The sequence below is a fragment of the Agromyces sp. Y575 genome, from assembly GCF_059445445.1.
Window position 1 is genome coordinate 828,714 of record NZ_JCAIUI010000001.1, and the last position, 18,443, is coordinate 847,156.

Sequence of the window (18,443 nt, forward strand, 5' to 3'; positions counted from 1 at the left end):
CACATCCGAGCGAGCGAGACGAGCGGATGCCGCGTGGCGCCCGAGCATCGAGGCATGAACGCAGCTCTCCCTCCGCCCATCTCCTCGTCGATCGCCCGTCGACGCAAGCGCCGCTGGTGCGCCGCAGCGGCATCCGCCCTCACCGCGGCGACGCTGCTCGCCCTGGTCACGACGGCCCCCATGGCCACAGCGCTGGGCGTCGGCGACGGTCCGAGTTCGCACGAGCAGCGCGCCGTCGCTGAGTATCCAGAGCAATGGCAGTGGCCGGTTGCCGGGCCCATTCGGGTCGTCTCGCCGTTCCGCGCCCCTCCGTCGCCCTACAAGGCCGGTCACCGCGGCATCGATGTTGAGACCGAGGTCGGCGCACCCGTGGTCGCATCAGCCGCCGGCGTGGTCAGCTACGCCGGCATGGTCGCCGGGCGGCCCGTCGTCGCCATCGATCACGGTGACGGCGTGGTGAGCGCGATCGAACCAGTTGCCGCGCTCATCGAGGCCGGCGCTTCCGTCGCCGCCGGTGACCCCATCGGCACCGTGTCGACGGGCGGGCACTGCGCGACGGGCTGTGTGCATTTCGGCGTGCGGGTCGACGGCGAGTACGTCTCGCCGTTCCTCTTCCTCGGGGGGCTGCCGCGCGCCGTTCTGCTGCCGTCGAGCTGAGGTCACGCCCGGGGGTGGGCGGTGCGGTAGCTCTGCTTCAGCCGCTCCGTCGACACGTGGGTGTAGGTCTGGGTGGTGCCGAGACTGGCGTGCCCGAGGAACTCCTGCACCGCACGCAGGTCCGCGCCACCGTCGAGCAGGTGTGTGGCGGCGCTGTGACGGAAGGCGTGCGGGCCGCTCGGTCCGCTGCCGGGGATTGTCGAAAGCAGCGCGGCGACGAGTCGATAGACGCTGCGCACGCCCATGCGGGCTCCGCGGGCACCGAGGAAGACGGCGCGCATCTGGCCAGACCTCACGCCGACTGCCCGACCGGGCGTGTCCTTGGCTGTCGCAGCGGCCTCGGCGGCCGCAATCATCGCGGGCCTCGCCTCATCGAGGTATCGGTCGATCGCGCGTGCCGCCGGCGCCCCGTAGGGCACCATTCGCTCCTTCGATCCTTTGCCGAGCACCCGCACGAGACGGCGGCGGCGGTCGATGTCCTCCAGGTCGAGCCCGACGAGTTCTGAGACCCGCAGCGCCGAGGCGTAGAGCAACTCGATGATTGCGGCATCCCGGATCTCGGTGGGTTCACCGGTGGCGGCCCGCGCGGCGAGGCCGGCGAGTGTCTCGGCGACGGCCTGTTCAGTGACGACGCGCGGCAGGGTGCGCTGGGCGCGTGGGGCCTTGAGTCTCGCCCCGGGGTCGGTCGCGAGTGTGCCGCGGCGCGTGAGCCAGGCGGTGAAACCACGAACGGATGCTGCGCGGCGGGCGATGCTCGTCCGGGCGAGGCCCCGCTCTGTGGCCCGCCACAGCCAGTCGCGCAGAAGCGGCAGGTCGAGTACTGCGGCGTCTGCTGGACCCCGTTCCTCGGCGAATGAGATGAGTTCGAGGAGGTCGCTCCGGTATGCGGCGACCGTGTGCATGGAGTATCCGCGCTCGACGGCGACGTGCGACAGATAGTCGTCGAGGAGGAGGTCGAGGCTCACAGCTCCAGCTTGCTCCCCCGGTGGTCATCGCCCGGTCCGACGCGCCCGCGGCATGCCGAGGCCGCGTTCACTCTGCGGGTCGCTTGCGGGAGAACCGCTCCAGGCGCTCATCGGGCGCCAGTGCCTCGATCTCGGCGAGGAACGTCTCGCTGAAGCTCGTGACCGGCGGGAACGGCCCCACCGGCACCACCGAGGTCACCAGGCCGTCGTCGGCGAGATGCACGAGCGTGAACGAGCGGCCGCCGTCGATGCCGACGAGCGCACGCGGCGGGGCCGAGAGGTCCATCGTGTACGAGGTCGCGCCTGCGACGGAGACGGGGATGCCCGCGAAGCTGCCGTTGGTCGCGTAGTGCAGGTGACCGCCGAGGATGAGTCGCACATCGCGGTCGCGGACGACCTCGGCGAATCGGTCTTGACCACGCAGCTCGAGTAGGTCCATCAATGCGAGTGGCGTGGCGATCGGTGCGTGGTGCATCGCGATGACGGTGCCGTTCGCCGCGGGTTCGGCGAGCGCGGCATCGAGCCAGTCGAGCGACGCATCATCGAGTTCGCCGTGGTGGAAGCCCGGCACGGTCGAGTCGAGGGCGATGATGCGCAACCCGTCGACCTCGAGGATGCGATGCACGGGGGAACCGTCGGCGCGTTCGCCGAGCAGTCCGGCGCGGAACGCGGCTCGTTCGTCGTGGTTTCCCATGACCCAGACGAGGCGGGCACCCGTGCGCTCGGCGAGCGGCTCGAGCGACTCGCGGGCGAGCCGGTAGGCATCGGGCTCGCCGAGATCAGCGACGTCGCCGGTGATGACGATCGCGTCGATCGAGGAGCCGAGTCGGTCGAGTTGCGCGGTCACCTGGGAGAGCGCGGCGACCGTGTCGGCGACGCCGCCGAGTGGTGCGCCCTCGCGCAGCAGGTGCGTGTCGCTGACGTGGACGATGACGTGACGGGCGGCCGGATACCGGCCGAGTTGCGGATGCTGCATAGAACCCCCTCTTTCCGCCGCCAGCCTAGAGGCTGCCGCCGACGTGCCGACCCTGGCGGGCTCTCTTCTCCACACCGACCACGCCGTCGTATCTGCGGCCCATACAGTTGAAAAGATGAGCACCTATGCCCCGACAGTTCGCGAAACCGTGGTCTTCGACGTTCTCGGCACCTTGGTCGATCAACGAGGGAGCCTGCTCGGGCAGATGAAGTCGGTGATCGTGGCGGACGAGGACGCCGCGGACCTCGCTCTCTCGGCATGGCTTGCCCACGTCGAGGCGCAGCAGGAAGAGATCCTCTCCGGGCGACGCGCCTTCGCTCCGAGCGACACTCTCGACCGGGAGGCCCTCGACGACCTTGCCACGCAGTGGCGATTCAGGCCCGGACGAACTGTTGCCGACCTCTACGCCGCCGGCGAGCATCTGACGCCGTGGCACGACACGATCGACGGAGTGAACCGATTGGCCCGAGACATGACCGTCATGGGTCTCTCCAATGCAAGTAGGAGCACGCTGACCGGGCTCAGCTCTCGCTCGGGAATGAGGTGGCATCAAGTGCTTTCCGGCGAGGACGTGCAGAGCTACAAGCCGGCAGCGCGGATCTACGAGGCGGCCATCGCGAGCGCCCCATCGTCTTCTGGGATTCCGATCATGGTTGCAGCGCACGCCTGGGACCTCCGCGCTGCAGCGAAGGCGGGTATGCGGACCGCGTATGTTCCCCGCCCGAATGGTGATGCACCGACAGTGCAGGATGATTTCACCTTCTTCGCCGAGAGCATTGACGATCTTCACAGGCAGCTTCAGGCCGCAGCACGCTCGGCTGGCTGAGGCGACTCACCTCCGCTTCGCCCGCAACCAGCCCAGCGGATGTCTCGTGGCCAGTGCTGCGGCCTCGAGCCCGCCGAGCACGCCCATCACCGTGGTCGGCGCCATACCGCACCTGCGCGCCACGTCGGCGAGCTCTCGAGGACTGCGGGAGCTGAGCGCGTCGAGCACACGCACCGCCTCGGGGGTCGAGTCGATGCCCCACCGTCGGGTGGGTGCCTTATCGGCAGCTCCACTCGAGGTCGCGCCCTGTTCTGGTGAACCGTGCGCCGTCGAGATGACGCGCCGCCGCTGACCACCGGCGAGCTCGGCCATCTGATCGGCATCCACGACGCAGACCGCGTCGAACTCTCGCAGGAGTCGGTGGCAGCCGGCCGATGCCGGGCTCGTCACCGGGCCGGGAACCGCGCCCAACGGGCGGCCGAGGGTGGCCGCATGCCCGGCGGTGTTCAGTGAGCCCGAGCGGAGTCCGGCCTCGAGCACCACCGTCGCATCGCTCGCGGCGGCGATGAGTCGATTTCGTTGCAGGAACCGCCACTTCGTCGGCGCGGCGCCGCAAGGCAGCTCGGAGATGACGGCACCGGTTTCGACGATGCGGGTCAGTAGCGTCTCGTGCCCCATCGGATAGAACCGGTCGACGCCTCCGGCGAGGAAGGCGACGGTCGTGCCGCTGCTCGCGAGCGCGGCCCGGTGCGCCATGCCGTCGATGCCGTACGCACCGCCGGAGACGACGGCGAAGCCTCGATCGACGAGCCCCGCCGATGCCTCCATGGTCACGTGCTCGCCGTAGCCGGTTGCGGCTCGTGCGCCCACGAGCGAGATCGAAGCGCCGGCGCTTGCGAGTGCAGCCGCCCGACCCCGAACCCAGAGGCCGATCGGCGCGTGCACACCGAGCTCATCGACGCCTCGCGGCCAGACCGTGTCGGGTGGGAGCACGAGGCGGGCTCCCACTCGCGCCGCCTGCCCGAGCGATCGCACGAACGCGTCGTGATCGAGGCGGGGCAGCCAACGCTCGAGCCCCGTGGTCGCCTCGCGTTCGTCCACCGCTCCCCCGGCTTGCGCGACCTCGTCGATGAAGCGAGCTGGGCTTGCCCGGCCGAGCAGCAGCTCGGCCGTCGGCGCAGCACCGAGCACTTCGATCGCGCGCCCGAGCACGCCATCGCCGGGTTCGGCCAAGGTGCCGAGCAACGCCCTGGCGAAGACGTCGTCGAGCGCGGTCGCATCGTCGGGCGCGACGGTCCGTACGGCGGAGAGTTCGGTGCGCAGTTGGGTGGCCGAGCGGCGGACGATGCTCATTGCGGGAGCCCCTTTCGGAGGAAGAGCGCCCGCCCGACATGTTCGAGTCCCGGCGAGGCGACGCCGTCGAGATCGGCAAGTGTCCACGCGACCTTGAGGATGCGGTCGTACCCGCGCATCGTGATTCCGCCGAGCTCGAGTGAACGGTCGAGATCGGCCGTCGCGCGGCCACCGGGGTGCAGCCCGCCTGCGCCGCGCAGCCAGGGGCCGGGCATCTGCGCGTTGGTGCGCCATGGCGTCTCGCGCAACCGGCTGGCTGCCCGCTTCCGGGCTTCGAGAACCCGCTCACGCGCCACGGCCGTCGACACTCCCGGCTGCTCGGCCGCGATTCGCAGCCCGGCGGCCGTGATGCGCGGAACGAAGAGCTGCAGGTCGAGCCGATCGCGGAGCGGCCCCGACACGCGGGCCATGTAGCGCCGACGGGCCGCAGGCGGACAGATGCAGTCGCCGACCTTGGAGCCGTGGTTGCCGCACGGACAAGGGTTGGCCGCCAGCACGAGCTGGAAGCGGCCGGGAAACGACGCGACGGCATTCGCACGATGGATCGCGATGGTGCCGGATTCGAGCGGTTGGCGGAGGACATCGAGCACCGCCGACGGGAACTCCGGCGCCTCATCGAGGAAGAGCACCCCGTGCGAGGCTCGGGCTGCGGCACCAGGACGGATCAGCCGACTGCCGCCACCGACCATCGCAGCCGCCGTGGCCGTGTGGTGCGGTGCCTCGAAGGGCGGCCGCAGCGAGAGCCCGGCGCTGAGCGGTTGCCCGGCGAGTGATCGGAGGGAGGCGACCTCGAGCGCCTCTTCGGTCTCGAGGTCGGGGAGCAGGCCCGGCAGCCGCGAGGCGAGCATCGTCTTGCCCGCCCCGGGCGGGCCGAGGAGGAACATGTGGTGCCCGCCGGCCGCGGCCGCGATGAGGGCGTCGACTGCACCATCGTTGCCTGCGATGTCGGCGAGATCGCCGGGCGACTCGTCAGCCGGTTCAGCGCGTTCGGGAGCGGGGACCGGCTCGAACACCCGCTCATCGAATGCTCCTCCGTGCGAGATTGCCGCGTCGATGAGCGACGCGACCCCGATGACCGTGACTCCGGGAACGAGGCTCGCTTCGCCCGCATTCGCCGCCGGCACCATGACCGTGTCGTAGCCTGCCCGAACCGCGGCGAGAACGGCAGGCAGGATGCCGTCGATCGGGCGGAGCCGACCGTCGAGGCCGAGCTCGCCGAGGTGCACGACATGTTCGATCGACTCCGGCGAGATCTCGCCAGACGCGGCGAGACAGGCGATCGCGATCGCGAGGTCGAAGCCCGAACCGTGCTTCGGCAGCGCCGCCGGCGACAGGTTCACCGTGAGCCGCCGCTGTGGAAGGGGGCATCCGGCATTCACCGCAGCGGCGCGCACCCGATCGCGTGCCTCGCCGAGTGCGGCATCGGGCAGCCCGATGATGATGAACGCGGGCAGCTGCGACGAGAGATCGGCCTCGACCTCGACGATCGAGCCCGTCAATCCGAGCAACGCCACCGAGCGCGTGCGAGCGACGGGCATCAGTTGATCCCCTCGAGATGCTCGATGAGCGCGGGCGCCTCGGTCGGCGCGAGAACCGCGACAGCGTCGATGCGAATGCGCGACACCGCTGCATCAGTCGCCTCGCACCAGGCGATCGCGAGGCGACGCATGCGCGCGAGCTTCAGCGGGGTGATCGCCTCGAACGGATGCCCGTAGTCACCCGATGTACGCGTCTTGACCTCGACGAACACTGTGTCGCGGCCGTCGCGCGCGACGATGTCGATCTCGCCGATGCGGCAGCGCCAGTTACGCTCGAGCACCTCCATGCCGCGTGCCTCGAGATGCTCCACCGCGAGCTGTTCGCCGCGCCTGCCGAGTTCTGCGTTGTGCGCCATCCGCACCACCTCCGCAACCAGCGTCGCGGCCGGCCGCACCTGCGGAGGCCGGATACGGCGAAGTGGCGAAGGTCGATCGAAAAGCTCAGCTGTGGAGGAACAGTGCTACTCGTCGAGTGCAAGCTCTTTCGGCAGTTCGAACTCGCGCGAGGCGAGCTCTTCGACGTTGACGTCTTTGAAGGTGAGCACGCGCACCGACTTCACGAAGCGGTCGGCGCGATAGACGTCCCAGACCCAGACGTCTTTCATCGTCAGCTCGAAGTAGAAGTCGTGCTCGGTGTCGCGGCGCACGAGTTCGACCTCGTTGGCGAGGTAGAACCGTCGCTCGGTCTCGACCACGTACTTGAACTGCGACACGATGTCGCGGTACTCCCGATACAGGGCCAGCTCGACCTCGCGGTCGTAGTCTTCGAACTCGTCCTCATCCATCGCACTCATCCTACGCCGAGGTCGAACAGTGTCGGTGCGGCCGCCACGCGATCGTGCAACCAAGTCGCGCGGTGCAGCTCGCTCGGCCCGTGCTCATCGATCGCCGCGAAGTGCGCCCGGCTCGAGTATCCCTTGTTCTCGTCCCACGCGTAGAGCGGCCGCTCGTCGTGCGCACGGCGCATGCCACGGTCGCGATGCACTTTCGCGATGACGGATGCCGCGGCCACCGAAGCACAGTCGCGGTCGGCCTTGATGCGGGTGACGACTCGCGCCCGATGCTCGATCGAGACGCTGAGCCAGTCGTGGTTGCCGTCGAGGAGCAGTGGGACTTCGGCGGCGAGTTCGATCGCCGCCGACAACTCGGCGAATGCCCGCGCACCGGCGAGCCCCAGGCAGGCCATGATGCCGAGCTCGTCGATCTCGGCGGCACTCGCCTCGCCGACGGCGGAGGCGCGCACCCAGGCGGATGCCTTCGGCGCCATCGCCTCGCGGCGCGGTTCGCTCAGCAGTTTCGAGTCGCGCAGACCTGCGGGCATGCGCCGCACGCCCGAATCGATCAGCACGAGGCCGACGGACACGGGACCGGCGAGCGCGCCACGACCGACCTCGTCGCAGGCGAGCAGCATGGGCGCACCGGCGAGGAACTCTCGTTCGGTGCGCAGGGTCGGCACGGCGACGGGCGTCATGTCAGCGACCCGCCTCGTCGACCCCGTCGAAGACCTGCGGGTAGTTGTCGAGCCACGCCCAGTGATCGATCGGCCAGCTGACCACGAATGCGCGCCCCACGACGTTCTCGATCGGCACGAAGCCCTTCAGCGGGGTGTCGCCGTTGTAGCGCGAGTCCTTCGAGTTGTAGCGATTGTCGCCCATGACCCAGAGGGAGTCATCGGGAACGACGACGTCGAAGTCGTCACGGGAGACCTTCGACTCGCCCGGGGGCAGGGCGACGTAGGGTTCGTCGAGCGGAACGTCGTTGACGCTCATCTGGCCGAGCGCGTTGCAGCACACGACGTGATCGCCTGGCAGCCCGATCAGGCGCTTGACGAGGTGGTCGTTCGAATCGGGCGCCGAGAGCCCCACGAACGCGAGGAACCAGTCGACGGCGGCCACGAGCGGCGGTTGCGGGGTCTCGACGCGCGCGGGCAGCCAGCCGCCGGGATCTTTGAACACGACGACGTCGCCGCGAGTGAGCGGCGTGACCTCGGGAACCAGCTCGTTCACGATGATGCGGTCGTCTTTGACGAGCGTCTCCTCCATCGACTGCGACGGGATGAAGAACGATCGGATGAGGAACGTCTTGATGAGGAATGAGACGAGTACCGCCACTACGAAGATAACGAGCAGGTCCCGCAGGAACAGCAGGACACTGCGTCGTCTGCTCGGCGATGCCGAATCCACGCGACCAGTTCGCGTGTCTGTATCTTCTGTCATTTAGTGTCTGTATCTTCTGTCATTTAACCGCCCGAGCTCCCCGCCCAGTCTAGGGGTGGGGAGCTCGGGGACGAGTTCGCGTTGAGCGCGATCCGCGTGGCGGATCAGTTGTCGCGCTTCTCCTTGATCTTCGCCTTCTTGCCGCGCAGCTTGCGCAGGTAGTAGAGCTTCGCGCGACGCACGTCACCGCGGGTGACGACCTCGATGTGGTCGATCACGGGCGAGTGCACCGGGAACTTGCGCTCGACGCCGACCTGGAAGCTCACCTTGCGGACAGTGAAGGTCTCGCGCACGCCTTCGCCCTGGCGGCCGATGACGACGCCCTGGAAGACCTGGACACGCGCACGCGTGCCTTCGATGATGTTGACGTGCACCTTGACGGTGTCGCCGGGGCGGAAGTCGGGGATATCCGACCTCAGGCTCGCGGCGTCGACATGGTCGAGGATGTGCATGATGGTTCGCTCTCTGCGCCCGCAACCGGTCGAACGCTGATCATTGAATGGAAGTGACTGGTGCCGCCTCGCACGATGATTCGTGCGTGCGCGCTCCCCGGAGGCAGAGTCCTACGGCGGCACAATCCTCTATTGTGCCATGCCGGTGGGCAGCTCGGCAAAAGCGGGCGCCGGATGCCACGTGACGGCGCGCCGACCGTGCGTGCTGCCGCTACTCGCGGACCTCGTTGATGATGATCACGTCGTCGCCGCCGTCGTCGAAGGGCGGCCTCCGCACACCGGGTGCAGCGGGTCGAGCCGGGCCACCCTGCTGTTCAGCCGCGAGTCGCTCGAACTCGGCCATCGAGGCTTTCACCCGATTGGCGCCGTCGGTGATGAGCTGCCACACGGCGAGCCAGAACGCCGCGATGCCGAGCAGGATCGCGAGGACGCCGACGAGCGTTGCGGACGTGCCGTAGAAGCCTGTCGCGATGATCGCGAGGTGCCATGCCGTGAGCACGCCGAGGTCGGTCCACGAGACGGCGTGCTGCTGGCGAACGGTCGGTCGAATGCTCGTGAGGAGCGCAACGATGCCGAGCACGACGAAGGCGACGGGCACGATGACCACGAGCCCGAGCGTGCCCCAACCTCCGCCGCCGAAGATGGCCCAGCCGACCGCCAGCCAGACGGGCAGCACGACGACCGCGATCATCTGCCATCGATAGAACACGCGCCGCAGGAGCATGTTCACAGCGTAATCCGCCGATCCTGCGCGCGTGCCGAGTGTTCACTCAGGGCGGACCCGCCAGAATGGACTCGTGATTGAACTTCGAACCCCTGCAGAGATCGAGGAGATGCGTCCTGCCGGCCGCTTCGTGGCGAGCGTGCTGGAGGCGACCGCGGCTGCCGCAGCCGTCGGCGTGAATCTGCTCGAGCTCGATGCCCTCGCGCACGAGATGATCCGCAAGGCCGGCGCTGAGAGCTGTTACATCGACTACCACCCGTCGTTCGGTGCGAGCCCGTTCGGCAAGGTCCTCTGCACCTCGGTCAACGATGCCGTGCTGCACGGCCTCCCCCACGACTACAAGCTGCGCGACGGCGACCTGGTGAGCCTCGACTTCGCTGCCTCGGTGAACGGTTGGGTCGCCGACTCGGCGATCTCGATCGTGGTCGGCACGCCCCGCGCCGAAGACCTGCGCCTCATCGACACGACCCGCCGCGCGCTCGACGCCGGCATCGCCGCTGCGCGCACTGGCAACCGCATCGGCGACATCTCACGAGCCATCGCGGATGTCGCGAAGGCCGAGGGGTACTCGATCAACACCGACTTCGGCGGGCACGGCGTCGGCCGCACCATGCACGGTGACCCGCACATCCCGAACAACGGCCGCCCCGGCCGTGGTCTGCCGTTGAAGCCGGGCCTCGTCGTCGCGATCGAACCGTGGTTCCTCGCGACGACCGATCGGATCTTCACCGATCCCGATGGCTGGACCCTGCGCAGCGCCGACGGTTCGCGTGGCGCGCACTCGGAACACACGATCGCGGTCACCGAGGGCGACCCGATCATCTTCACGCAGCGCGGCTGAGCGCCGAGGCGCCCGTCTCGGTCCGCGGCGATGCGTGCGAGGTCGAGCACCGCGGCCACGTCGGGCTCGGAATCAAGGCTCAGCGCTGGGCATTGCCCGAGCCGACGGGCAGTCTCGAAGCACTCCCTGACGGCTCGCGGGTCATTGGATCCGGCCGCGGCGAGCAGCACCGCATCACCTTCGGCCAACAGCGGGTCGAGCCGGGTCGCGAGCACGTCGACGGCCGATCGTCGGGTCCGAGCTCTGCTGCCAGACGTGCGCCTCCGCCGAGCAGAGCGTGTTTCGCGCACCGCACCCGCGTGTTTCCGGCAGGTGAAGAACGGCTCACGCCCCGAGATCTGGGTGCGGCGCGGGCCGGCTACTCGCCGAGCAGTTCGGGTCGGACGCGCCGGGTGCGCTCCAGTTGCTGCTCGCGGCGCCACGCGGCGATCGCCCCGTGGTTGCCCGAGAGCAGCACCGGCGGTACCTCGAGCCCGCGCCATGCGGCGGGCTTGGTGTAGCTCGGGTACTCGAGCAGGCCGTCTTCGTGGGACTCTTCGACGAGGCTCTCTGGGTTGCCCACGACGCCGGGCACGAGGCGGCCGGCGGCCTCGATCATCGCCATGACTGCGACCTCGCCGCCGTTCAGTACGTAGTCGCCGAGGCTGATGAGACGAACGCGCATGCGCGTCTCGTAGTGATCGACCACGCGCTGGTCGATGCCCTCGTAACGACCGCAGGCGAACACGAGGTGCTCTTCAGCTGCGAGCTCACGGGCGATCTGCTGGGTGAACGGCTCGCCGGCGGGCGACGGCACGATGAGCAGGGCATCGGATGCCCCGTCGCCCACGATGCCGTCGAGCGCCTCGCCCCACGGCTCGGGCTTCATGACCATGCCCGCCCCGCCGCCGTAGGGGGTGTCATCGACCGTGCGGTGCCGGTCGTGCGTGGCGTCACGGAGGTCGTGCGCCTTCACGTCGATGAGGCCGGATTGGCGGGCCTTGCCGAGGAGTGACAGATCGAGCACCGAGAAGAACTCGGGGAAGATCGTGACGATGTCGACGCGCATCGGCCGACTACTCGTCGCGGTCGGCCTCGGCGGGTGCCGTGGCATCCGCTTCGGCAGCTTCGGCCGGCGACTCGGATGCGACGGTCTCGACCGGCGCCTCGGGCGCCGCGGCCGTCTCGACCGCGGCCGTCTCGGCCTCCGGCGTCTCGACCTCGGCCACCTCCTCGAAGAGCCCGGGAGGCGGCGTCACCGTCAGTGTGCCGGACGCGAGGTCGACTTCGGGCACGATCGCCGACACGAACGGCACCATGACCTCGCCGCCCTGCGTCTTGACGATGAGAAGGTCTTGCGCGGGGAAGTGGTCGACATGTGCGACCTCGCCGACATGCTCGCCGTCGCGGATCACCGCGAGGCCGATGAGCTGGTGGTCGTACCAGGCGTCGTCTTCGGGCGCCTCTTCTTCAACGTGCGTGACCCAGAGGATCGCCTTGGCAAGGCCCTCGGCCGCGGTGCGGTCGTCGACGCCGTCGAAGAACCCGACCGCGTGCCCGTTGTACCAGCGGAGCTCACGCAGCGTGAGGTTCTTGCCGTGCCACGGCGACGTGTCGGGCACCTGCAGCGAGAACTCCGCGCCCGGCACGAAGCGCCGGTCGGGGTCGTCGGTGTAGAGCTCGACCTTGATGGCACCTTTGAGGCCGTGCGCCTTCAGCAGGCGACCGACCCGCAGCTGCGTACTTGCGGTGTCGGCCACGTCAGTCGTCGGTGTCGACGACGTCGACGCGAACGCGTCGACCATCGGCGAGCGCGGTGACGAGGGTGCGCAGCGCCTTCGCGGTGCGGCCTGCACGGCCGATCACGCGACCGAGGTCCTCGGGGTTCACATGAACCTCGAGGACCTCGCCGCGTGCGCTCGACGCGGAAACGACCTTGACCTCGTCAGGGTGATCGACGATCCCTTTGACGAGGTGTTCGAGCGCGGACTGGAGCAAGGTTTACGCCTCGTCCGTCGCGGTCTCGGCGGGAGCCTCTTCGACCTTCGGCGCGGGCTTGTCGGCCTTGGGCTTCAGCACCGGCTTCTTCTTCTCGTCGGCGACGAAGGCGGCCTTCGGCTCGGCGACCTGAACGGTCGAGACGGCATTCTTGTCACCCTTGAACTTGCCCCAGTCGCCCGTGAGCTTGAGGATCGCGGCGACCTGCTCGGTCGGCTGGGCGCCGACGGAGAGCCAGTACTGCGCGCGGTCCGAGTCGACCTCGATGACCGAGGGGTTCTGGGTGGGGTGGTACTTGCCGATCTCCTCGATCACACGACCATCGCGCTTGGTGCGCGAGTCGGCGACGACGATGCGGTAGTACGGCGCACGGATCTTGCCGAGGCGCTTGAGACGGATCTTGACAGCCACAATTCTCCTGAAATGTTGTGAGTTGGCGAACTGACAGCCGTGAGCGTGGGGTGCACACTCGGCGGAAGCTCAATAGGTTCTGCGCGCCGGATAGAGGGTCGGGCGATACAGAACTCGACTGACCATTCTTGCAGATCTCACGTCGCAACGGTAATCGCCCGGATGTCGGCACCATCGCCTGCGACATCGGATGACGCGGCGACCTCATCGACCGCAGTCATCATGTCATGATGTCCCCACGCCGGCGTACGCGCCGCAGGAACCGGGGGCGCTCACATGGACATCGCATTCGCGGACTCGCCGCGGTCGAGCGTGGGTCTCGAGTGGGAGATCGCGATCGTCGATCGGGCCACCGGCGAGCTCGCCTCCATCGCCGACCGGGTGCTCGACGTGCTTGACTCGACGAGCGAGGGCACGGCGCATCCGTTCATCACCTCGGAGCTCCTCACGAACACCGTCGAGCTCGTGAGCGGCCCGCACGCGCGGGTCGCCGACGCCGTCGCCGACCTCGAGACCCAGCTCGAGGAGGTGCGCGGCGTCATCGACGGTCTCGGCGACTACGAGCTGGTCTGCGCCGGATCCCACCCGTTCAGCCAGTGGTATGACCAGCATCTGACTGACAAGCCGAGGTACCACAAGCTCATCGAGCGCACCCGATGGTGGGGCCGCAACATGATGATCTGGGGTGTGCACGTGCACGTCGGCATCGAAGACCGCGACAAGGCGCTGCCGATCCTCGATGGTCTGCTGGCGTACCTGCCGCACCTGCAGGCCCTCTCGGCGTCGAGCCCGTTCTGGGCCGGCGTCGACACGGGGTACGCCTCGAACCGTGCCCTCATGTTCCAGCAGCTCCCGACGGCAGGACTCCCCTATCCCCTCGCCGATTGGCCGGCCTACGAGCGCTGCGTCGACGACCTCGTCCGCACGGGCGTCATCGAGGATCACAGCGAGGTGCGCTGGGACATCCGTCCCTCGCCGAAATGGGGCACCGTCGAGGTGCGAGTCTGCGACGGACTGTCGACGGCGGCCGAGATCGCAGCGATCGGTGCGCTCGTGCAGTGCCTCGTCGAGTGGATGAGCACGACGCTCGATGAGGGCGGCACGCTGACCGTGCTGCAGCCCTGGTACGTGCGCGAGAACAAGTGGCGGGCGGCGCGATACGGGCTCGAAGCCGAGGTGATCACGGATGTCGCGGGCACCGAGCGCCCCGTCGCCGACGACCTTCGGGCACTCATCACGACGCTCGCCCCGATCGCGGAGCGCCTCGGCTGCGCCGTCGAGTTGCAGGGGGTCCGCGGCATGCTCGACTCAGGAGCGAGCTACGCCCGCCAGCTGCGGGTCGCCGCGGCTGCAGGCGGCGACCTCAGGGCTGTGGTGGCACACCTCGCCCGCGAATTGCGCGACGGCATCGAGAGTGGGCTGCCTGCGGCATCCGCTGGGCGCTGACCGTGACCCTGACGCTGACCCGACTTGACCTTGACACGGTGACAAGGTCTGGACTGTATCCATGAGGTACCCACGATGACCGCCCCGTCCGACACAACGCATGCAGCGCTCATCGGAGCGTTGAGAGATCCGCGATCGTCGACGCGACTGCAGGCTGCGCTCTCGGCGGGAACCTACCCGGACGCCGCACTCGTCGAGCCGCTCATCGAGCGCTGCCGCGCGGAGCCGGACTTCTTCGTGCGCGACATGCTGACCTGGGCGCTCACACGGCAGTCCGCCGCCACGACGGTGCCCCGGATCCACGAGGAACTCCATTCCCCGCACGCGCAGGCACGCAGCCAGGCGCTGCACACACTCTCGAAGATCGGCGACCGCAGCTCATGGGAGGCGATCCCGATGGAGCTGCTGCACGACGAAGACGATGCCGTCGCGCGCAGTGCGTGGCGCGCGACCGTCGCGCTCGTTCCCCAGGGCGGCGAACCGAACCTCGCCGCGGAACTGATGGAAGAGCTCGGACGAGGCGACAGCGAGACGCAGCGAAGCCTGAGCCGCGCCCTCGTCGCCCTCGGCGACGCCGTGCCGCCCTTGCTCAGGGCGGTGACCTCGAGCACCGCGAACAAGCGAGTGCACGCGATCGCGACGGAACGATTGCTGCGCGACCCCGACAGCGATTTCGCGTCCGCGCTCGAGCACGCCAAGCGCACCACGATCCTGGACTCCGCTCCCCTCGGAGGACGACCGTGCTGATCGGTGAGGTGTCGCGACGTTCGGGGGTGAGTACCCGCATGCTCCGGCACTACCACTCGCTCGGACTCGTGGCACCCTCCGGGCGCACGACCGGTGGCTACCGCGAGTATTCACCCGAAGACATCCATCAACTGTTCCGTGTGGAGAGCCTCCGGTCTCTCGGTCTGCCGCTCGGCGAGATCCGACAGGCGTTGAACGACGCGACGATCGGGCCGTCATCACTGATCCCAGACCTGATCGAGCAGACCCGTCAGCGACTCGCCCGCGAACAGGAGCTGCTGGAGAGACTCCGCCGCATCGATGACACCGCGCCCTCCGACTGGGAGGAGGTCCTTCGAACAGTGAACCTGCTGCGGGCCTTGAACTCGGAGCACCCCGCGATCCGTCAACGTGCCGCTCTCGCGTCGGGCGACGGCGAGCCGCTCTCCGCCGAGACCCTCGCGACGGCGATCCTCACAGAGTCCGACCCGAACGTCGCCGGAACCCTTCGGTGGGCGTTGGCAGCAACCGGCAGCCACGATGGCATGCGCGCCCTCGCCGGCGGCTTGGAATCGTCCGAAGCCGACATACGGCGGCGCGCGGTCACTGCGATCGCCGAGCTGCAGTTCACCGATGCGGCCGCCATGCTCCGGCGTGCACTCTCCGACACCGACGACGTGGTCCGCGGCCGCGCGGCACTGGCGCTCGGCTCGCGCGGCGACCAGGACGCCGTGCTGGTGCTCATCGAGATGGTGGTGGCGGGCATCAGCGACGTCGAGGCCGCGGATGTGCTCGGCGAACTGGCGCAGGGCACCGGCGCTGTCGACCGCATCGCCGAAGCCCTCGTCGGCAGACTCGAAGATGACCCCACCAGGCCGGGCGCTCGCGGCCGACTCGCCCAGGCGCTCATCGAAGTTCCCGGAGAGATCTCGTTCGGGATTCTTTCGCGCCTGACCGACGACGACGACCCCGCCGTCGCGTTCACGGCGAGAGCGTTCCTGCGAACCGCCCGGCCGCACCCCTAGCCCGGGATGCGCCTCGTGCGGATCAGCTCCGCGTACCAGTGCGCGCTGTCTTTCAGCAGGCGCTCGAACGAGTCGTAGTCGACCCGCACGATTCCGAAGCGCTTGGAGTAGCCGTAGCCCCACTCGAAGTTGTCCATGAGCGACCACACCTGGTAGCCGCGCAGGTCGACGCCGCGTTCGATCGCCCGGTGCGCGGCCGTGAAGTGGCGGCGCAGGTAGTCGATGCGGTCGACGTCGTGAACGGCTGGGCCGTCGGGCTCCTGCACGAGGACGTCGTCGAACGCTGCCCCGTTCTCGGTGATCATGAGCGGGAGATCGGGGTAGCGCTCGCTCAGCGAGACGAGCAGGTCTTCGAGGCCCGAGGGGTCGATGTTCCACCCCATCGCGGTGTACGGCCCCGGCTGCTCGAGGAACTCGACGTGCTCGGAGCCCGGCCATGGTGTGCCGCCCATATCCTTGTGGCCGTCGGCGTTCGTGCGTGACAAGACGCCGTCCCACATGTCGACGGTCACGGTCGAGTAGTAGTTCACACCGAGCAGGTCGATCGGCTGGGCGATGAGCTCCGTGTCGCCCGGCAGCACGAACGACCAGTCGGTGACGCCCGCGGTGTCGGCGATCACGTCGGACGGGTAGCCATCGCCGAGGAGCGGCCCGAGGAAGACCCGGTTCGCGAGCCCGTCGATGCGCCGGGCGGCTTCGGCACCGCCCGCGCCTGACGGCCGGATCACGTGCAGGTTCAGCGTGATCGAGTAGCCGGGGTCGTTCGTCACGACCTCGCGTAAAGCGGCGATCGCGAGCCCGTGCGCGAGGTTGAGGTGGTGCACCGCGGCGAGCGCCTTCGCGCCGTCCATGAGCCCCGGGGCATGCGCCCCCGAGCCGTAGCCGAGGTAGGCGCTGCACCACGGCTCGTTGAGCGTCGTCCACACTGCGACGCGGTCGCCGAGGCGCTCGCCGACGAGTCGGGCGTAGTCGGCGAACGCGTACGCCGTCGCACGGTTGGTCCAGCCGCCCTCATCTTCGAGAGCCTGCGGCAGGTCCCAGTGGTAGAGCGTCGCGATGGGCCGGATGCCCCGGGCGATGAGTCCGTCGACGAGGCGCTCGTAGAACGCGAGCCCGGCCTCGTTGGCCGCGCCCCGCCCGGTCGGCTGGATGCGCGGCCACGCGATCGAGAAGCGGTACGCCTCGAGACCGAGCCGGGCCATGAGATCGAGGTCTTCGTCGAGGCGGTGATAGTGGTCGCACGCCGTGTCACCGGTGTCGCCGTTCGAGATCTTGCCCGGCGTGTGGCTGAAGGTGTCCCAGATCGATGGACCGCGACCGTCTTCGTGCACGGCCCCCTCGATCTGGTACGAGGCCGTGGCCGAGCCGAACACGAACTCGTCGTCGAATTCGAGGCCCGCATCGCGGTAGTCGGGGGTGCCGATCGTCATCGTCAGTGCTCCAAGTCGTCTCGCGCGTTTGCCGCCGAATCACTGTATCGCGGTCGCTGAACCGTTCACTGACCCCTCGGTAAGCAACCCGCGGGTCCGCGCGCTCGGATCGCCTAGGGTCGAGATATGGACACGTCGCCGACACTCGAGACCGCCGCGTTCAGGGCCGAACTCCAGCCCGACCGCGGCTCGAACGGCGGCTATGCGCTCGTCATCGACGACGTCACGCAATCGCACGTGAACCCCGATGACCCCCGCGACCTGCAGCTTCCGTACGTGCGCCGCATCGCCGCCGTGCTCGCCACGCTTCCGGGCGAGTCGCCGTCGGTGCTGCACCTCGGCGCGGGAGCCCTCACGCTCCCCCGCTACGTGCACGCCCTGCACCCGTCGAGCCGTCAGCGCGTCGTCGAGCTGTATCCCGAGCTGCTCGAGTTCGTCACGCAGCACGTGCCGCTGCCCCCCGACGCACCGATCGAACTCGCGATCGACGATGCCCGCGCCGAGGTGCAGCGGCTCACGGGCGACGGCGACGACCAGTGGGACCTCGTGCTCGTCGACGTCTTCTCGGGTGGCGCCGTGCCGCGTCACGTCACGACGATCGAGTTCTTCACCGAGCTCGTCTCGCTCCTGTCGCCGGGCGGCGTGCTCATCGTCAACTGCCTGAACGGCGCCGAGCCGCAGGTGACGGGCGACACCCTCGCCGCGGTGCTCGAACTCCTGCCCGACGTGCTCGTGATCGGCTCGGAGGCCGTGCTCATGCGGGTGGCGTCCGGCAACACGATCATCGTGGCGTCGCGGCATCCGCTCGACCCGGAATCGGTCGCGCAGTGGCTCTCGACCGACCCGCTCTCGGTCGCGACCGGCGCGACGGTCGTCGACGGGCCAGCCCTCGAAGAGCTCTCGGGAACGACGCGTCATGACGCTCGGTAGGAACCCGGAG

General features: G+C 68.9%; 22 protein-coding genes. 7 read left to right on the forward strand and 15 right to left on the reverse strand.

Going from position 1 to position 18,443, the window contains the following annotated elements:
- The first annotated feature begins 54 nt into the window (after positions 1-54).
- Complete coding sequence (locus AC1C2U_RS03990) at positions 55-657, forward strand: murein hydrolase activator EnvC family protein (RefSeq protein ID WP_495360413.1); 603 nt, start codon at positions 55-57, stop codon at positions 655-657.
- A 2-nt stretch (positions 658-659) separates the two neighbouring features.
- On the opposite strand, the gene AC1C2U_RS03995 is transcribed toward AC1C2U_RS03990, so the two are convergent.
- Together AC1C2U_RS03995 and AC1C2U_RS04000 are read right to left on the reverse strand one after the other, a co-directional pair.
- Entirely contained in the window at positions 660-1,622 is a 963-nt protein-coding gene (locus tag AC1C2U_RS03995; protein WP_495360414.1) for a tyrosine recombinase XerC, read from the reverse strand.
- 67 nt (positions 1,623-1,689) lie between these two features.
- Entirely contained in the window at positions 1,690-2,598 is a 909-nt protein-coding gene (locus AC1C2U_RS04000; protein WP_495360415.1) for a phosphodiesterase, read from the reverse strand.
- A gap of 115 nt (positions 2,599-2,713) precedes the next feature.
- On the opposite strand from AC1C2U_RS04000, the gene AC1C2U_RS04005 reads away from it, so the two are divergent.
- Positions 2,714-3,424, forward strand: coding sequence for a haloacid dehalogenase type II (locus AC1C2U_RS04005; RefSeq protein WP_495360416.1), 711 nt, complete (start codon positions 2,714-2,716; stop codon positions 3,422-3,424).
- A 6-nt stretch (positions 3,425-3,430) separates the two neighbouring features.
- On the opposite strand, the gene dprA is transcribed toward AC1C2U_RS04005, so the two are convergent.
- From dprA to AC1C2U_RS04045, 8 genes are all read right to left on the reverse strand, one after another.
- Positions 3,431-4,717, reverse strand: a complete 1,287-nt coding sequence (gene dprA, locus AC1C2U_RS04010) for a DNA-processing protein DprA (protein ID WP_495360417.1) — start codon at positions 4,715-4,717, stop codon at positions 3,431-3,433.
- A complete protein-coding gene (locus tag AC1C2U_RS04015; protein WP_495360418.1) occupies positions 4,714-6,255 on the reverse strand; it encodes a YifB family Mg chelatase-like AAA ATPase in 1,542 nt (513 codons plus the stop codon). Before AC1C2U_RS04015 ends, dprA begins: the two co-directional genes overlap by 4 nt.
- Positions 6,255-6,611: a YraN family protein gene (locus tag AC1C2U_RS04020; RefSeq protein WP_495360419.1), complete on the reverse strand. Its 357-nt coding sequence runs from the start codon at positions 6,609-6,611 to the stop codon at positions 6,255-6,257. Before AC1C2U_RS04020 ends, AC1C2U_RS04015 begins: the two co-directional genes overlap by 1 nt.
- 105 nt (positions 6,612-6,716) lie before the next feature.
- Positions 6,717-7,040: a DUF2469 family protein gene (locus tag AC1C2U_RS04025; protein WP_495353674.1), complete on the reverse strand. Its 324-nt coding sequence runs from the start codon at positions 7,038-7,040 to the stop codon at positions 6,717-6,719.
- A 5-nt stretch (positions 7,041-7,045) separates the two neighbouring features.
- Positions 7,046-7,726: a ribonuclease HII gene (gene rnhB / locus AC1C2U_RS04030; RefSeq protein ID WP_495360420.1), complete on the reverse strand. Its 681-nt coding sequence runs from the start codon at positions 7,724-7,726 to the stop codon at positions 7,046-7,048.
- 1 nt (position 7,727) lies between these two features.
- Entirely contained in the window at positions 7,728-8,471 is a 744-nt protein-coding gene (gene lepB / locus AC1C2U_RS04035) for a signal peptidase I (protein WP_495360421.1), read from the reverse strand.
- Between the two features lie 104 nt (positions 8,472-8,575).
- On the reverse strand, positions 8,576-8,923 hold the full coding sequence (gene rplS / locus AC1C2U_RS04040; protein ID WP_495360422.1) for a 50S ribosomal protein L19: 348 nt from the start codon (positions 8,921-8,923) through the stop codon (positions 8,576-8,578).
- Between the two features lie 211 nt (positions 8,924-9,134).
- Complete coding sequence (locus AC1C2U_RS04045) at positions 9,135-9,647, reverse strand: hypothetical protein (protein WP_495360423.1); 513 nt, start codon at positions 9,645-9,647, stop codon at positions 9,135-9,137.
- Between the two features lie 73 nt (positions 9,648-9,720).
- On the opposite strand from AC1C2U_RS04045, the gene map reads away from it, so the two are divergent.
- Positions 9,721-10,488: a type I methionyl aminopeptidase gene (gene map / locus AC1C2U_RS04050; RefSeq protein ID WP_495360424.1), complete on the forward strand. Its 768-nt coding sequence runs from the start codon at positions 9,721-9,723 to the stop codon at positions 10,486-10,488.
- A gap of 358 nt (positions 10,489-10,846) precedes the next feature.
- On the opposite strand, the gene trmD is transcribed toward map, so the two are convergent.
- From trmD to rpsP, 4 genes are read right to left on the reverse strand one after another with little or no spacing between them, the layout of a single operon-like run.
- Positions 10,847-11,536 (reverse strand): tRNA (guanosine(37)-N1)-methyltransferase TrmD, encoded by a 690-nt coding sequence (trmD, locus tag AC1C2U_RS04055; protein WP_495360425.1) that lies wholly within the window; start codon positions 11,534-11,536, stop codon positions 10,847-10,849.
- A gap of 7 nt (positions 11,537-11,543) precedes the next feature.
- Positions 11,544-12,272 (reverse strand): ribosome maturation factor RimM, encoded by a 729-nt coding sequence (gene rimM, locus AC1C2U_RS04060; protein ID WP_495360426.1) that lies wholly within the window; start codon positions 12,270-12,272, stop codon positions 11,544-11,546.
- A complete protein-coding gene (locus AC1C2U_RS04065; RefSeq protein ID WP_022891825.1) occupies positions 12,229-12,465 on the reverse strand; it encodes an RNA-binding protein in 237 nt (78 codons plus the stop codon). The genes rimM and AC1C2U_RS04065 overlap by 44 nt, the downstream gene beginning before the upstream one ends.
- Before the next feature lie 3 nt (positions 12,466-12,468).
- Positions 12,469-12,876, reverse strand: coding sequence for a 30S ribosomal protein S16 (gene rpsP / locus AC1C2U_RS04070; protein ID WP_495360427.1), 408 nt, complete (start codon positions 12,874-12,876; stop codon positions 12,469-12,471).
- A 276-nt stretch (positions 12,877-13,152) separates the two neighbouring features.
- Here rpsP and AC1C2U_RS04075 point away from each other — a divergent pair, with 276 nt between their 5' ends.
- The 3 genes from AC1C2U_RS04075 (at position 13,153) to AC1C2U_RS04085 (ending at position 16,073) form a co-directional block, all read left to right on the forward strand.
- Positions 13,153-14,322: a glutamate--cysteine ligase gene (locus tag AC1C2U_RS04075; RefSeq protein ID WP_495360428.1), complete on the forward strand. Its 1,170-nt coding sequence runs from the start codon at positions 13,153-13,155 to the stop codon at positions 14,320-14,322.
- 75 nt (positions 14,323-14,397) lie between these two features.
- Positions 14,398-15,069 (forward strand): HEAT repeat domain-containing protein, encoded by a 672-nt coding sequence (locus AC1C2U_RS04080; RefSeq protein WP_495360429.1) that lies wholly within the window; start codon positions 14,398-14,400, stop codon positions 15,067-15,069.
- On the forward strand, positions 15,063-16,073 hold the full coding sequence (locus AC1C2U_RS04085) for a HEAT repeat domain-containing protein (protein WP_495360430.1): 1,011 nt from the start codon (positions 15,063-15,065) through the stop codon (positions 16,071-16,073). The genes AC1C2U_RS04080 and AC1C2U_RS04085 overlap by 7 nt, the downstream gene beginning before the upstream one ends.
- Here AC1C2U_RS04085 and AC1C2U_RS04090 read toward each other — a convergent pair.
- Positions 16,070-17,503 carry a GH1 family beta-glucosidase gene (locus AC1C2U_RS04090; RefSeq protein WP_495360431.1) on the reverse strand — a complete coding sequence of 478 codons (1,434 nt, stop codon included), beginning with the start codon at positions 17,501-17,503 and terminating at the stop codon, positions 16,070-16,072. The two genes, AC1C2U_RS04085 and AC1C2U_RS04090, sit on opposite strands and share 4 nt — an antisense overlap.
- 126 nt (positions 17,504-17,629) lie before the next feature.
- Here AC1C2U_RS04090 and AC1C2U_RS04095 point away from each other — a divergent pair, with 126 nt between their 5' ends.
- Complete coding sequence (locus AC1C2U_RS04095; RefSeq protein WP_495360432.1) at positions 17,630-18,433, forward strand: spermidine synthase; 804 nt, start codon at positions 17,630-17,632, stop codon at positions 18,431-18,433.
- Positions 18,434-18,443: the final 10 nt, after the last annotated feature.